Source organism: Haloarcula rubra (assembly GCF_019599465.1).
GTDB lineage: Archaea > Halobacteriota > Halobacteria > Halobacteriales > Haloarculaceae > Haloarcula > Haloarcula rubra.
In genome coordinates this window covers 25527-40255 of the sequence record NZ_RKLR01000011.1, presented here as the reverse complement: position 1 = coordinate 40255, position 14729 = coordinate 25527, and the positions used below count along the sequence as shown (strand labels likewise).

Below are 14729 nucleotides of genomic sequence, written 5' to 3'. Positions count from 1 at the left end.
CGGACGTCACCCCGACTACCTTCTTTTTTAATACCTATAGTTCTAGAATTTGATAGATGTTGAAACGAGATTCAGTGCTATCGGAGGCTACTATTAAAATGGTAACCTGAATAAACGGAGTATGGTCGAACCGATCTCGATAGGTGCAAGCATCCTCGCTTCTTCTACAGCGAAGTACCTCTATGGGAAGGGGAAGCGGATGCACTTCCTGAATGAAGCTGTAGAAAATGCAGCTTCTCACGTAGCGGAGAATCACGAAGGCTTGGACGCTGATGTCTTCATCCATATCTTCGAGGATGATCATGTCGTTGAACTCGTCGAAGAATTTGACGATGGAGACGATTTGATTCCGCCTTCAGATATTGGGGAGGTATTCAACGAAGACATGCTTGGCGAACAGGTTGAAGCCTCGCCAGAAGACCTCGTAAACGAATTTCTGAATCAGTTGGAGCTGGAGATAAGCCAAAATCAGGAGATCGGTCACAAACTGATAATGGACTATACCCAGCGAATACATCAGTACACAGAAGATCTGGAGGAAGGTCAAAGTGAGATACTTCTTGAAATCCAAGAGATAGCAGGTCGACTCCCCACGGATAAGAAATACAGCGTTTTCCAGCCCATACCAGAAAGATTCCAAGAACGGCTCAACGGAGAACATCCATATGATAGGTACGATCTCCCGTTCTTCGGCCGGGAAAATGAACTAGACACGATTACCGACTTTCCAAACTCTGAGGAAGATGTACTCATACTCTCCGGACGAGCAGGTATCGGGAAGACAAGGCTCGTCGTTGAAGGCAGTCTGCTCTTGGAGGCCGAAAAGCCGAACTGGCAGATATACTGGACAGACATCCACGCCGGAAATATCGACGACGGGTTGGAGGAACTCGAACTAAAGGAGGAGAGGAACACTATCCTCTTCGTAGACGATGCCCGGAACACTGACCAAATCAAGCGCCCATTCGTCTTTAGCTAAGACTCACACCTCGGTTGTGTAGCGGTAGCGAGCGTCTCTTGGAGTATCGGTCGTTGTTGGTGGATCTTCTGAGCATCCTTGATCAGCCGCTCCAGCAACGGCGGTGGCGAGTAGCCGAGGTACTCACCGAGTTCGTGGAGGATGAGCTGGGCGTGCGACCGGAAGGTCGCCGCCCAGCGTTCCGGCGGAAACACAATCTCATCGTCGGCCTGCTCGGTGACCAGATCCAACAACTCCCGGCTCACCAGCAGTGACAGCAACGCAGCGTATAGTAGAATTTTCACGACATCAGGGTTGTTCGTGTCGAATTCGTCCAGTTCGTACTGCGTTTTCAACTCACGGAACAACGTTTCTACCTCCCATCGACACCGATACAGCGTCGCTAGATCCGCCGGGAGAAACTCCTCTTGCGGCAGATTCGTGATATAGAGATGGTAGTCGTCGGCGTCCTCGTTGCGGACGCCGACGACGCGAAACCGCTTCGTGTCCAGCGACCGTGTGCCGTTGTACGGCCCGCGTTTGAACTCTGCCTCGACTTTTACGTCGATATACTTCCGCGAGAGATCATCGACCACGTCGTGGATCTGCTTGCCCTCCAAGGGAATGGCGCGGCCGCGCCATTCCCGTAATTCCGTCGTTATCACCGGATTTGCGTTCTGCTTCAGCCGACTCACAAAGTAGCCGTCATTCTCATCGATCAACGCAAAGCGGCGGTACTTGAAGTACGCTCGATCAAACAGAACCAGTCGTCCTTGCAGCCACGATCCTGTCTTGAACAGCGCACTGTCGTGCGTTTTCTCATCAGTCACATCGATCCGTTCAATCGTCTGGTCGGTGGCATTGTGGAGCAGGTGGAGCTTCGCTCCAGCCTGCTCCTCGTGACGGGCTTGGAACTCATCAGAGAGGAACTCGTGCAACCGCAACACCGTTCCATCAGCGATCATCACGTCCCTGAATCGGTCGATATCAGCGTCAACAGCATCAGGGACAGCGACCTCGTCGAGGCCGCGCTCGACGAGGTCGCGGAGATACTCTGCAAGAGTAGGCGTCAACCGGTGATAGAAACCGCCAGAAGAGATCGGTTCGTCAGCTGTAGCGTTGTAGCAGCGTCTAAACCCAGCGAGTGTTCGGCTCTCGCCTGCGGCGAAGCCGAACACGAGCGTCCACACGAGGACAGGAATCTGAAGCTTGCCCTCTCGCTCGACCACGCCGAGTTCCTCGGCGTGCTCTTCGAGGAACTCGGAGGGAAACAGTGTAGTGAGCCGACGCATCATTCTCGATGAGGAGGTGCCGTTGTGCACACTCGTCGCCTCCTCATTCCTCTCGAAAAGCAGCCTCGATAAGCTACTGCTGTACAGCGGTTCTTCTCTTAGCTAAAGACGGATGATCAAGCGCCTATTTGATCTCGTAGACCAGTACCAGCCACATCTTAAACTCATTTTTTCAGAGAGGCCGCATTTCATCTCTTCGCTACAAGATTACGGTAACCGATTCAGGGACGTAGAAACTGAAGTAGTCGAACTTCAACCGTTGAACACCGATGACATCCACGAAATTTTACAAGAATATTACGGGATCAACCATCCTGCTACACTAGACCAGATCGTTTCAATAAGTGAAGGCTTGCCTCTTTTCGCCCATCTCTTAGCCGACCAGTTTTCCAACGATGATCAAACTTCAGATGCCATTGCTCAAGATAAATCTCTTGAAGCCGTCTTCGACGACGTTCTATCAGATGTCCAAAAACTGGGGGAGCAACAGGGAGTAGGCAGTCCGAAGAAGCTGGAGACGTACGTTAAGTACCTTGCAGCAATCGGAGAACTGGATACGAACAACGATGATCTACTACAGAAATTTCGAGAAGCAATATCAGTGGACAGAGCTACTGATATCGAGCTAAGGGAAATATTGACAGAAAATATCGGGCTCGTGGCCGAACATTCGGATCGTCTAACTGTCCAACCTGACGCGCTCCAAGAATATATTGTCTACAACAGCTTCTTCTCTGACTCTCCACGCGACTACCAAGATGAAATCTACGACAACTTCAGCGAGTTCACCGGGAAGAATCAAATAAACCAGTTAGCTATAATTCACCGACGATACAACTGTCGAGAAGCCCGGAAAACAATTCGAGACGGTCTAAATACGGAGAAAGAGAAAATAAGCGAATACGGGTTTGCGGAGAGAGTGAAACTGCTTCGTAGGTTCAAGATTCTAGGGTCAACTCATCCACATTACGCCATAGAACTCGTCAAAGCCGTACAAAAAGAAGAACTACCCGAAGACCCGGAAGAAGAACAGCTATTCCGGAGGTCAATGTATACCGCTTCTCCAGCAGGAGACCTTCTAATCGAGTCAATCGATCTGCTTTCCAACGCACTACAGGGAGAGCCGGAAGACGCTACTTGGTGGTTGCTCTGGATCGCAGTCAATTATCCGTCTCAGTCACAGCTTCAGACCGGTAGCGTTGATCAAAAACTACGGGAAGCACTACGCCCAGGATTCAATAAATCACCGGGTGCCCAACAAAAGATCCTATACGTAATCGGGGAACACTTCCTCTCTGGAGAACTCGACGACGAACTCAGACTCGACCTGCTCGACGTCATCGGGGAGGTCTCAAGCACCGAGATACACGACTTCTCTGTCGACCCGATCAACCGCTCTCAGATGCGATCTTGGCAGGGGAAAGTGCCTGTAACGGAGTCATGGCTGGAACTCCGAAAACAAGCAATCGACCTACTCATCGAGATAATCCGGAAAGATCCACACCCCGAGGTACGGAAAACCGCTGCAGAAAAATTAAGAGGGTTTGAAAACTCCCAAGCCAGGTACTACAGCAAACATCAGGAAGTATTCCATCAAGAAGAACTGGCTAAGATACTCGGATTCGCCACTGAATACGTCTCTGAAGATGAGGACTTGCAGTGTATCGATGCTCTGAGCCGGTTAGCTGATCGTGAAAACGCAGATGAACTCGGGCTCAAAGAAGAGATCCAGGAATTTCAGGAAGAACTAGAAGACAACGAGCGGTACCAACTTCTTCAGCACATGCGGCGCGGAGGACCGAAGAAGATAGAGGAGTGGGAAGCTGAAATCCGGAGTTTCGCAGGAGAAATGGACGAAGGGGGGTTCGAACCAGGCGATTTCAAGGATATCGTCTCGGAGGTTACTGACTCCTCTTTCAACCAATTCTTCATGATACTGGCAGATGAACGCCCCGACTTCGGCGTACAACTTCTCGAAGCAGATGAACCCGATCTCAAACCCTGCTTACCGCACGTCCTGATGGGAATCTGCTCTGCTGACCCTGAGAAAGGGAAAGACCTCGTCAACCAATATATCAAAGAAGAACGATTCGACTTGGCTCCAGCCGGTCTCCGAGCGCTATCTTCGGAAGATCTAGACTACGTCCAGCAGAAAGTCGAGGATCTGCTGGGACATCAATCGCCATACCCTCCAGAATTTGTCTCAGGTATAAGCCAAGTTGTGAATGGACACTGGGAAGACCATCAGGAGTGGACAGAATCAATCCTTCTTAGGCTTCTACAAGATGCAGAGTCACTTGATCCACAGTCCGTGGATTCCGCCTTGCAGCCACTTCCGTTGTACAAGGACGACTCGAAGGCTGTGGATGGAGCAATCCTTGAGCAGGTGTTGGACTACGCTGAGAAAAGAGAAAACCTGGCCTCAGAATCACATAGCGTTCAACTCGTAATCGAGGAGGTTGCAGAACGGGACCCAGAGCAGTTCGTCGACTTCGCTCTCCAACGGCTGGAAAACGAATACACTGGTGTCTCACTTTTACCGACTCACTTGGACATAGAAACAGACCGGATGAAAACAGCAGAGAGCTACGAATCTGCAGTCAGTAAAATATGTGAACGGATTCTCGACACTGACTACTACACCCCAATGGCGTTCTCAGATCTAACCGGGTGCTTCCCCATAGCGGATATCACAGAGCACCTACTACCAAGGATCCCAGACTGTTCTGAGGACCAGTTACTCCAAGTTATCTGGTACTGCAAGTTCCTCCCGGTAACTGAGGATACGAAGAAAATTTATCGAAAAGTAGCGACCGAAGGCGTCGACAACATCCATGAAGCAGAATCCGTGCAACACGTGATCCACAGCGCACTCTACACAGACGCCCTCGCAACTCGGAGTCTGTCCGGAGTCAGCAAGAAGGAAGATGAGATAGAGATGCTCCGCGACTGGCAAGAAGACCTCTCACTCCCATCCTCCGTTCGACTGTTCGCTGAAGAAGCTGAAGACCGTCTCTTAGATGGTATAGAACATCAAGAAGACCGACTTAACGACTTCTGAAGGAGTCTCAACTGTTAGACTTTATTTGGGTCAGGTAGTTCAAGAGCACAGATTGAATCCTCATCGTCCAGCTTCGTGAGCGAGAGAATCTCCTCACAAATTTCTTGGATGCTGACATTGTCATCACCGAACAGTTCTTCGTTGGCATTGCCTAGCAACAAGGCCTCACTGACCGACTCAACACGTCCATCTGCACCGACCTCGAGTATGTCCCGTCTCTCCTTGCAGATTCATGATCTAATATCACCTATTCTAGGTAAGTCTCCAGTAGTCTCTCGATTTCTCCTGTTCCTTCGATCCTCTGCTCTAAATGAGCGATGACTACATCTCGAGTAACCACAAGCAAACTAGACCGCTCATCGTAGTCCTGTTCATACTCAGACTGCTCCTCTTCCGACCGTCCGACACTCCGTGTATACTCCCGCAGGTACTGATATTCAGCTGAATTGAACGTATCTCGGTGGAAAAGCGGATATACACCTCTTGTAAACGATCCACCATCGAGTGAGAGTTCGTTCGAAAGAGTTGCCGAGAGATACGCGGCCATGATCGCCAAAAACGCATCTACTGTCAACACCACCATATACATATCTTCGTCATAATGGCGCTGCATTCGGTCATAGAATTTGATCTCTTGCTTCCCACGGACATTTGCCACGACGAAAATATGTGCGATCGCCGCACTCTGGAACGAGTAACTTCGCGCCCGCTTCACATATTCTTCATGCTTACCATCTACCTTCTCCTGCCCGAAATTCGCCACCTTCCCCGACTTTGTATCCACAACTCCTAGAACCGGCTCATACTCTATCATACCGTGGCTTCCATCCTCCTGAATGTAGAAGAGATTATCCGGTTCTATCTCACCGACACTGTCCTCACCACCGAACCCTGGTTGTACACTGAATAGATGTGAGAACGCGGCCTCACTGATCTTTTCCAATCGGCTTCCATCTCCATTGCGAATCTCTCCATTTGAACGGAGTATCTTAAGCTGACTTAGTTCCGACAAGATGTAGCTAGGGTTGCGATCGGCCTTAACGGTGAAATCGTTCGGATCTTCGCCAAACCGGTCCGTTATTACCTGTTGGTTGAGCGCATGCAGTTCCACAATCGTTTGAAGTGTCTCTTGAATTTGCGTGGTGCTGGCAACCTGTTGGAAAGGCATAGCATAGGCGAGATAGCCTGTGCCGTAGACCGATTGCAGTTCGACGATATCGCTTATTTCGCCTCGCGGAGTCAGTAGGAGACAAGGTTCGCCATTCTCGATTGTCCGCTGCAACACGTCCTTGATCGTCTTCTTGTAGTCATTCGGTCCATACAATACCGCAATGTCGATGTTTTCCTCTGTCCGAACCAAAGCATATCGGGGTAAGGCATCACCAGTATAGTCCACCGGGGTAAGACTAAGATTGGCGGCGACATCATTCAATACGGCCTCAAAGTCAGGCCGATACCGCTGCCGATCATTTTTATCGACATATTCGACATGCTCGGAGTTCGCGTAGCACCGGACCAAGAACTGTCCATCCTCTTCCAACACCCGGGCTTCGTTGACACAGCCATCGATTACACAGGTGCTGGGTGGCTGCACTAGTTTCTCGCAGTACGAACCATCTAACTCTGCAGGAACCATTTCCTCCTCAACTGGACGCTCCTCTGCGAGGAATGTCTGCAGTGCTTGAACAGTATCACTCCTCATTGCTGGGTTGGAAGAACCGTTCCAGTGCCTCCTTGTTCTCTTCTGATATTCGTCCGCTCAATGGCGACCAGTCGCCGGATTCCAGACGAATCCGTTCACCGCCGATTTGCAGAACAAGTTCGATATTCTCCTCATCGGCTTTCTCTAAGTAGTCTTGGAAGCTGGTTTCAATGCCGTCGATTGTCTCAAACAGATTGTCTAAGTTGTTCGCAATAATAACAAACTCGTCAGTGCTTGTCGACTGGTCGTCGCTAATCGCATAGCCCACAAGTTCTATCGATTCGTATTTTGTTATCAACTCTTCTTCCTTGTCTTCCGGTAGTTCTCCATCTTTTAGATCCTCCTTTCGATCTTCCTTCGTCTCAGAAATTACTTCTTTTAAAGCCTCGGAGGTATTCTCTTCGTTCTCCGCCGCTTCCTTCGCACCCTGTTGAATCGTCTCGATTACTTCAGATCGTTCTTCAGTAAATCGTTCCAACGGTTCGTCAATACCGAACAGGAAATCAAACAGTTCACTAATCTCCTGCCGCCACCCCTTGGCACCCGGTTTCTTGGTAAAGGTTATTTTTGTTTCACTCTCTTGCGGTTCGATGCTAATGCCAATATTCTTAAGAGGGTAATATTGTTCTCCAGAGATAGATGGTTCTGCTGGCGGTGTATCCTTGCCGTTATCACGGAACTCGAAGATTCGGCGGTATTTCCGGCCGTACTCGCGATAGATTTGCAAGAATACGGCCTCATCGTCAGAATCAACGAGAATCCGCAGCGGGTCCAACCGTTGTTCCTCGATGTTCACCTGTTCCATGAACTCGCTAACTTTGGTATCGATATCGTCGATCTCAAGCTTCTCATCAAGATAGTATGATTCCTCGTTCTTGACCGCGAACAGCTCCGAGCGGAACATAATCTTTTCAAGCTCGTCTTCTAGCCCATGTTCGTAGATAACGAGAAGCAATTCCCAGCGATCGTCTGTATCCAAGTCTTCCCGCGGGACATCATACTCAGACTCCAGAAATTCTTCAGCATACCGTCGGTTGATGTTCCGCTCTTTCAACAGGTCATAGTTTTTTACGAACTCCCGAACCTGTTCCTCAAAACGGTCCACAAGAAGAATGCGGACCATTGGTGCCCTGTGATCGAGGCGGTCACCAGCGAACATTTCATGGAGACGATTGGTGAACTCCTTGCTGCGATTATCGATCCGGTCCAGAAGAACTTCGTCTGGATCGTAGCCTTCGAGTCCCTCTCCGTCGCTCATTATTACGCAATTCTTAACCAGTCGACAAAAGCTTTAGCCACAAGCACTACGACTGTTCTGCCCCGGAAATCGTTAACTTCGTGCAAACCTTCTTCGCACCCTGTAGTCCAATCGTCAATTGATACATATTGCGGCACCAGCGATTGCGATAATACTAATGAAAAGTATTGTCAGAAGGAGCGGACAGAAATCAAAATAATGACGAGGGGTAGCATTTTCAAAGAAGTCAATATCGACTTCGTCCATGCTGGTTGACTCATCTTCTATCTGAGGGAAGTTGATTTCTGGATCGTTTGGTGATTCAACTGGAGTCAGAGAACATGATAGGAATTTGCCCTCAGAAGAATAGTGATAGCTGATTAATTTGTAGAGGAGCCAGATTGCCGGCACTGTTGAGACTAGTATTGTTATTTTTATAGTTCCTTGGCCCTGGTTAGTGGATGTTTGCAAGCCAAGATCGCTGAGCGAATTTTGTAGACCAATGAATGTGTTATCTGCTATTATGAGCAACCCGTAAAAGATGATTATCGCCCAAATCAGTACCAACAGCAGATAGATTCTACTGGTGGTCTGTCTCGCATTTTGAAGCGAATTGAACGCGGTTCTGAGATGAACTTTATATTGGCCCTCTATCTTTTCAAGGTCAAAAACTCGTGTACCTACGTGACTACGGATCTCTGAAAGGTAAATTATGAAATCCCCAGTACGGTTCTCCATTACCGACTGGGTTTCATCTATCTCGTTTTGAATGATCGGGAAGTAAAAGATGAGAATTGCTGCGATGGCTGCTACGCTGAATGGGGCAAGAACATGAAGATCCGAATAGCGTAGAATCAGAACGAAATTCGTTACTATAGCGGCCAGAAGTGTGATGATGACCTTCTGAAGATCCGATGTAAGAGACTGAGAGGCTTCTGAAAGTGAGTTTGCGACAGTTCTCGTTAACTCGAATGCTTCTTCAACCGTGTTTTGTAGTTGCTCTAATTCTTGTTTAGCTGCTTCCTCTTGGAGGAATCCACAGTAGTGAACAATCTCACGACGTTTTAACGGAATCTCGGTAAAAGATGAACAATGGGTGGCGACAGCTTGGTGCCAATGGTTCAGGGAGGACGGTCCGTCACCGTGAAGCACCTGCTCCAACAGACTATACAAGTCATTCAGTGGTTGGTCGTCAAACGAAACATCACTTGGTTCATTAAAATCAAACTCACTTCTCGTATGATGCCGGTCGGTCTTTGTCTCTGCTTCAAATGAATCTCTGCTGAGGCTGTAATCACTGGCTAGACAAGCAGTAGCCGCAAAAACAAAGACACTTTGATACATCCCACGGATTACTGGATTATCAAATACAAGTGGTGAAACAGGCGGGGAGCTGAACTTAGTATCCTCAAAAACAGAAGATAGTATCTCTTGTTCTCGCCTATAATTCTCCTGGCAACTCACGGGGAGAAAATCCGTTCTACCGTTTTCCAAGGAATGAGCCGACACAAAACCCAGAAACCGGCTCTCTTCAACTCCCTCATTTTCCAGAAAGTAGTGATAGGGTGTGCTCGAATCATTGAACTGTCTGTCAATTATATGTTCTACGCTGGATCTCTCAATCCATTGCCCCAGCGTCTCTTTACTAGTCCACAGTTGTACATCCGCATCGCTAACACCCACCGAATTTTCGTCGCAAAAATCTTCTACGATATGTGATTTATTAACTGTGATTGATATTTCTAGCTCGTCTATGTCTGATATACCGAGGGCCTCAAAGATCAGCTCAACTCCTTCTCGATGCTCACCATCTGAGAAATGATTCGAAATTCTTCCCGCCCAATCTGCGCTATCCTCATCGCTCTCAGATAGCATTTCAGTGACTCCACCTTGCTCAAAACCCACTCCGTTTTGGAGGGTAAGGACCTGAGTCTCGGTCTCATATGGTGAAGATGCCGGGATAGCGAGTTGGAAACTTCTGAACCATCTCGGACGAGAATCAATCTGCTCTACTAACGACTCAAATTCTGATCTAGACAGCTCACTAACCGGCTGGTTATTGACTGTCACCGTCTCCGGAGCCCATGTTGCATCCTCTAAATAGGCTTCCTGAATATATTCTAGTATTGATAATTCCTCAATCATTAATCAGTTGGCTCAGGTCTTTGTATTCAGATAGTTCCGGGAAAATAGGGATGTCAATAGTCTCATCATTATCTTCTTCATCGCCCGTCTGGTGATAAGTTCCTTGTCCCACAGGTCGGAACGATGGTTCCTGTCCTCTTACGACCGTGAATACCTCGTCGGTCTCCTCACTTTCATAGAACTCAATTGCATCCTGTCCGAGAACATCGCCTACAGTAATACCCTGGATCTTGACATTCCCTATCTCTACAACTACACCACTCTCCCAATACTGATCGATACCATCAGGTAGATCATCAAGATCAACATCTTCCAACGAGTCAATTTCTTTAAATGGATCATCAACATCCTCCACATCAGTATCGTCATCTTGCAACTGTTTTATAATCTCAACCCGTTGATTTGCCAGAATTTCGTCCTTATGTTCCTCTTCTTGTAAATCAAGGTACTTATACCAGTATTGTGCTTGTCCATTACCCTGATACAGATAAGCAACACCCAGACGATCTTCATCTGAATTATCGTCTTCAGAAGTTTCATCTGTCCCATCTGTAGCCTCTTCTGAGCTATCGTCTTCCAACTCGGGTATCTCCTGATAAGGGTACAATACTGATTTTTTCAAATTATCATCGAAAGCATCTTGGAGCTGAGAGAACAGTTCTTCTGCGTCTTCATCTCCTTCGTCCTCTTCTCCAGGAATAAAGACGTCCTCTCGCAGAGGAAGTTGTACAACCATCAACCTGTTTTCTGATTCATACCGATCACTTTCCCACCTATATTCAACAAACAACAGAAAACAATCTACGCTATTAGGTGCTTCAACATACCCATCAACCAATGGATCCGATACATCTAAAAAAGTTTCTTCAGCCTCACTATCGCCTTCTGTTTCCTCTTCGCCGCTATCTTCTTCTGATTCGTCTTCTTTTTCCACGCTGTCCACGCTAGTATCATCATCCAAATGGAAGGTTGAGAGGGTATTGAGAGTTGATTGAGTGGCCTCTGTATCAAAATCATGTTTGCGAGCACTCTTAATGGACGGATCTCCATACTGCTTTGGCTCTAAAGTTCCCATAAACCCCCGAACAATATCCTTGGTGTTCTCGTAATCATCTAACTCATCAGCATCGATTTCCTCATAAAGATCGTACCAAGGGTCATCAGCTTGAGGTCGGCACTGATATATGCAGACGTGCTGAACGTTACCTTTCTGTTGATCAGTCATTTCTGCCAAATACCGAGATAGTAATTATAAAAGTAGGGATGAGCAGTTGTTGTTAAACCGACATCCGAACTCGGGATCGCATCCAAACCAAGAACACGCCTTGTAACAGGGGGGAAGGCTTTCAGAGCCCCAATTTCGCTACGCAGTCTAGATATTGTTCCCGAGCCTCCCCTCGATCAACCCTCGTGTAGACATCCATCGTCTGATCGCTGGAATCGCCCCGGATATATTTGAGGATTCTATCATCCATACCCCGCTTCCGCATCAGTGTCGTGAAAACAGTTCGAAATGTATGCGGTGTAAACTTCCGGTGAAACTGAGTCTCACCTCTTTCCATAATGCCACTTGTGATTGCAGCCTTCCGGACAGCGACTCGGATCCGTTCACGGGATAGACGATGACCCCGCATGCTGACGAAGAGGTAATCTAACTCATCATCAGGGATAATCTTCTGAAGCCTGCGGAGACTCTTGATTACCTCATCATCGACTGGTACGACTGTCTGCTTCCCGCCCTTTCGCTTGCGCAGGCGAATGAATCCTTCCTCCAGCATCAAGTCGTCTTGCTGAATCTCAAGCGCTGCAGTCAACCGACACCCAGTTTTAGCCAGAAGCACCGCGACCGACTTATCACGAGGATCGGCAATCTCGTGGACGATCTTCTTCGCATTCTCCCACGTCGCACAATCAGGTCTATCGTGAACCCGCTTCGGGATTTCCTCCAATACGACGCCAGCGGGATTGCTGTTGATCTTCTCAAACCGTGGTCGCTTCATCGCGTAGCTAAAAAACGAGGAGAGTGATTCGAGATACCGACGTTTCGTATTCTGACTTAGATCCCGTTCGTTCAGTTCATGCAGATATTCTTCGATGTGTCTAACTTCCGTTTTTGCAGGCGTCAGGTCCGGAAATTGCTCGTGATAGAACTTCTTCAGCGTACGACTGTAGGCATTGAGTGTTCGCGGACTACGGCCCATCGCCTCCTTCTGCCGCAGGAACTCGTTGATTTCGTCGTGCTTGTTCTCGAAGACCTTCTCGTACCAGTCGTCAACTATCTATCCATCACCTCCCTCAGTGAGTCGCCAACCGTGACCCCGTTGGTATTCGACCTCGTCTTGTCCAGTGAGAGCATACAAAGTGTCCTCAATTGCTGGCCGAAGTACCTGCTCCAAATCCTCTTCCTGCAGAAATTCTTCTACGATATCGCTCAATGGTGTATAGTTTTCTGAGAGGTGCCGCTTTACCGTGGTCGGATTGCTGAGCGGTGATTTGTTTGCTTCCTTTTCCTTATCCAGCTCATTTTCTAACTGCTCTACCTCCGTTTCCAGTTCCTCAATCTGTTCCTGTGCGTGTTCCCAACCAAGGAATCCCTCTTTGCGATATGCTCTGGCTTCTTCAATGAGTTCGTACAGGTAGCTACTACGGCTGCTATACCCCTTCTCGTCAGCCTCTTTTGTCCATTCGTCCCTGTGCTGTTCCTTGCAGATGATCTGTACTCTCGTCGAATCGTCTGCAAGGCCGAGCGTCTCTTTCCACTGTGGATCGTCCTCGGTCATGTTATCACCGTAGGAGAAAAGGCCTCAGACAGCGATTCGTCGGTTAATCCTATGTATGTCGGATCAACTAGGAGTGCCGAGGCCAGCTTTCTATCCATACATTTGCAAGGAGAAGTGACCAGACGTTGGAGAATCGCGTCTGCTACCCTCTGAGAGAGGACAGTCGTAATCAAAAGGTGAATAGAGTACAAGCTGAAAGGCCACATAGGCCCGTTTGGGACTACGGGAGGCTAGATGGTGATGGACAAAGACAATTATCGGTAATCAGTTGAATTCTTGTATCGCTAATTGGCCTGAGTCATTGATTCCGCTTCTAAATTCTCCTTCTACTGGAGTGGTCTCTCCCTTCAGAACGCTATGTAAGATTGACTCAGGGAGAATCGAGAGAACCTGTCTTTGCCCGTCGAGTGACGAGGAGATGTTATCAAACCTATCTTGAATACGGCTAAGTTTGCTTACGACGTGCCTTTGAGTTTCCAGTGGTGGAAGTGGGATTTTTTCCTCGACAATCATTCCCTGATTCAGGTTTGCCTGATTCCCTCCTCGACTTTTTGCCCGTAGTTTCGCCCTCAAGGACATAACACAATACCATAGATACTCAGGGATACACTGTTCTTGATTAGGTGAGAGACCACAGACAGCCTGATTTGCACTCATCTCTTCCTTTAGCAGTGAAGCGCGACCTCTCGTGTTCCCATCACCATACATCGCAACTAAAACAGTATCTGGTCGGAACAGCTTGGCGCTACTCTGATCAAGACCTTTCTTTGTAATGTACTCTTCAGCATCGTACAGTTTGTTATTGTCCACTTCTCCTGATTTTAACCAAGGGATTTCACCTTCCCAATAGCGCTCTTCAGAACGCTTTGGTGTCCCCCCGTTCTTGGTTTCATCGCATACATCCGAAATCCTAATCCACTCGCTAGTTTCCCGCTCTCCAATTTGATTTATCGCATCAGATAACGCAGATTCAAAGAAGATAGATTCTATCTCCTCTTCTCGGTGTGTTACTTCTTCTATATTCTCAATTTCATGGAATATACTATCTAATATTTCAACTATTTGTTTTTGCTCTTCTATAGGCGGTATTGGTATCTCTATTTCTTCTCTGAGGAAAGAATATGGGACCCTCTTCCTACCTGAAGCACCCTTCATTTGGTTGATTGCACGAGTGCGAAGTCCCGGTGCCTGACATAGATAATATAGGAAACGAGGCAATATCTCGTCTCCTGCACTCAACACTGCAAACTCCGACGACCCAAATGACATTTCGTAGTTCTCGGGAATGTTTGCTACCAACGCTACTTTCCCGTTTTCTGTGCAGGGAGTAATTCTTGCAAAGAGCACATCATCTTCTTTGAATTTCGATAATCCAGAATAGATATTTTCCTTAGAGGTAAATTCAGTAATTCTCTTTGTATCTTCGCTCACCGCCGACATTGGAACATGAGGATGTTCATCCAGAGAATCATCATACTGGTATCGTGGGTTTACTGTCACTACATCACCCAACTTCTTCCATTGCCAATGATTGGGGAGTTGACTATTGTGCAT

Annotated in this window: 10 protein-coding genes; 2 read left to right on the top strand and 8 right to left on the bottom strand. The window is 47.9% G+C overall.

Annotation, left to right across the window (positions count from 1 at the left end; all coding sequences use genetic code 11):
- Positions 1–121 precede the first annotated feature (121 nt).
- Positions 122–979: an ATP-binding protein gene (locus tag EGH21_RS19395; protein WP_220620060.1), complete on the top strand. Its 858-nt coding sequence runs from the start codon at positions 122–124 to the stop codon at positions 977–979.
- Here EGH21_RS19395 and EGH21_RS19390 read toward each other — a convergent pair.
- Positions 976–2250, bottom strand: a complete 1275-nt coding sequence (locus EGH21_RS19390) for an IS4 family transposase (protein ID WP_220620114.1) — start codon at positions 2248–2250, stop codon at positions 976–978. The two genes, EGH21_RS19395 and EGH21_RS19390, sit on opposite strands and share 4 nt — an antisense overlap.
- Before the next feature lie 112 nt (positions 2251–2362).
- Here EGH21_RS19390 and EGH21_RS19385 point away from each other — a divergent pair, with 112 nt between their 5' ends.
- Positions 2363–5311 carry a HEAT repeat domain-containing protein gene (locus tag EGH21_RS19385; RefSeq protein WP_220620059.1) on the top strand — a complete coding sequence of 983 codons (2949 nt, stop codon included), beginning with the start codon at positions 2363–2365 and terminating at the stop codon, positions 5309–5311.
- Positions 5312–5558: 247 nt separating this feature from the next.
- Here EGH21_RS19385 and EGH21_RS19380 read toward each other — a convergent pair whose 3' ends face one another.
- From EGH21_RS19380 to EGH21_RS19350, 7 genes are all read right to left on the bottom strand, one after another.
- Positions 5559–7013 (bottom strand): hypothetical protein, encoded by a 1455-nt coding sequence (locus EGH21_RS19380; protein WP_220620058.1) that lies wholly within the window; start codon positions 7011–7013, stop codon positions 5559–5561.
- A complete protein-coding gene (locus EGH21_RS19375) occupies positions 7003–8271 on the bottom strand; it encodes a hypothetical protein (RefSeq protein WP_220620057.1) in 1269 nt (422 codons plus the stop codon). Before EGH21_RS19375 ends, EGH21_RS19380 begins: the two co-directional genes overlap by 11 nt.
- A 114-nt stretch (positions 8272–8385) precedes the next feature.
- The gene (locus tag EGH21_RS19370) at positions 8386–10395 is read right to left on the bottom strand and encodes a hypothetical protein (RefSeq protein WP_220620056.1); all 2010 of its coding nucleotides are present in this window, start codon (positions 10393–10395) and stop codon (positions 8386–8388) included.
- On the bottom strand, positions 10388–11620 hold the full coding sequence (locus EGH21_RS19365; RefSeq protein ID WP_220620055.1) for a hypothetical protein: 1233 nt from the start codon (positions 11618–11620) through the stop codon (positions 10388–10390). Before EGH21_RS19365 ends, EGH21_RS19370 begins: the two co-directional genes overlap by 8 nt.
- Positions 11621–11741: 121 nt before the next feature.
- Positions 11742–12674 carry a tyrosine-type recombinase/integrase gene (locus tag EGH21_RS19360; protein WP_425433320.1) on the bottom strand — a complete coding sequence of 311 codons (933 nt, stop codon included), beginning with the start codon at positions 12672–12674 and terminating at the stop codon, positions 11742–11744.
- Entirely contained in the window at positions 12675–13175 is a 501-nt protein-coding gene (locus EGH21_RS19355) for a hypothetical protein (RefSeq protein WP_220620053.1), read from the bottom strand.
- Positions 13176–13439: 264 nt separating this feature from the next.
- A complete protein-coding gene (locus tag EGH21_RS19350; protein ID WP_236035695.1) occupies positions 13440–14729 on the bottom strand; it encodes a restriction endonuclease subunit S in 1290 nt (429 codons plus the stop codon).

Excerpts from the sequence above, each read along its gene's own strand:
- EGH21_RS19395 (WP_220620060.1), top strand. The coding sequence starts at position 122 with ATGGTCGAACCGATCTCGATAGGTGCAAGCATCCTCGCTTCTTCTACA.
- EGH21_RS19390 (WP_220620114.1), bottom strand. The coding sequence starts at position 2,250 with ATGCGTCGGCTCACTACACTGTTTCCCTCCGAGTTCCTCGAAGAGCAC.
- EGH21_RS19385 (WP_220620059.1), top strand. The coding sequence starts at position 2,363 with ATGATCAAGCGCCTATTTGATCTCGTAGACCAGTACCAGCCACATCTT.
- EGH21_RS19380 (WP_220620058.1), bottom strand. The coding sequence starts at position 7,013 with ATGAGGAGTGATACTGTTCAAGCACTGCAGACATTCCTCGCAGAGGAG.
- EGH21_RS19375 (WP_220620057.1), bottom strand. The coding sequence starts at position 8,271 with ATGAGCGACGGAGAGGGACTCGAAGGCTACGATCCAGACGAAGTTCTT.
- EGH21_RS19370 (WP_220620056.1), bottom strand. The coding sequence starts at position 10,395 with ATGATTGAGGAATTATCAATACTAGAATATATTCAGGAAGCCTATTTA.
- EGH21_RS19365 (WP_220620055.1), bottom strand. The coding sequence starts at position 11,620 with ATGACTGATCAACAGAAAGGTAACGTTCAGCACGTCTGCATATATCAG.
- EGH21_RS19355 (WP_220620053.1), bottom strand. The coding sequence starts at position 13,175 with ATGACCGAGGACGATCCACAGTGGAAAGAGACGCTCGGCCTTGCAGAC.
- EGH21_RS19350 (WP_236035695.1), bottom strand. The coding sequence starts at position 14,729 with ATGCACAATAGTCAACTCCCCAATCATTGGCAATGGAAGAAGTTGGGT.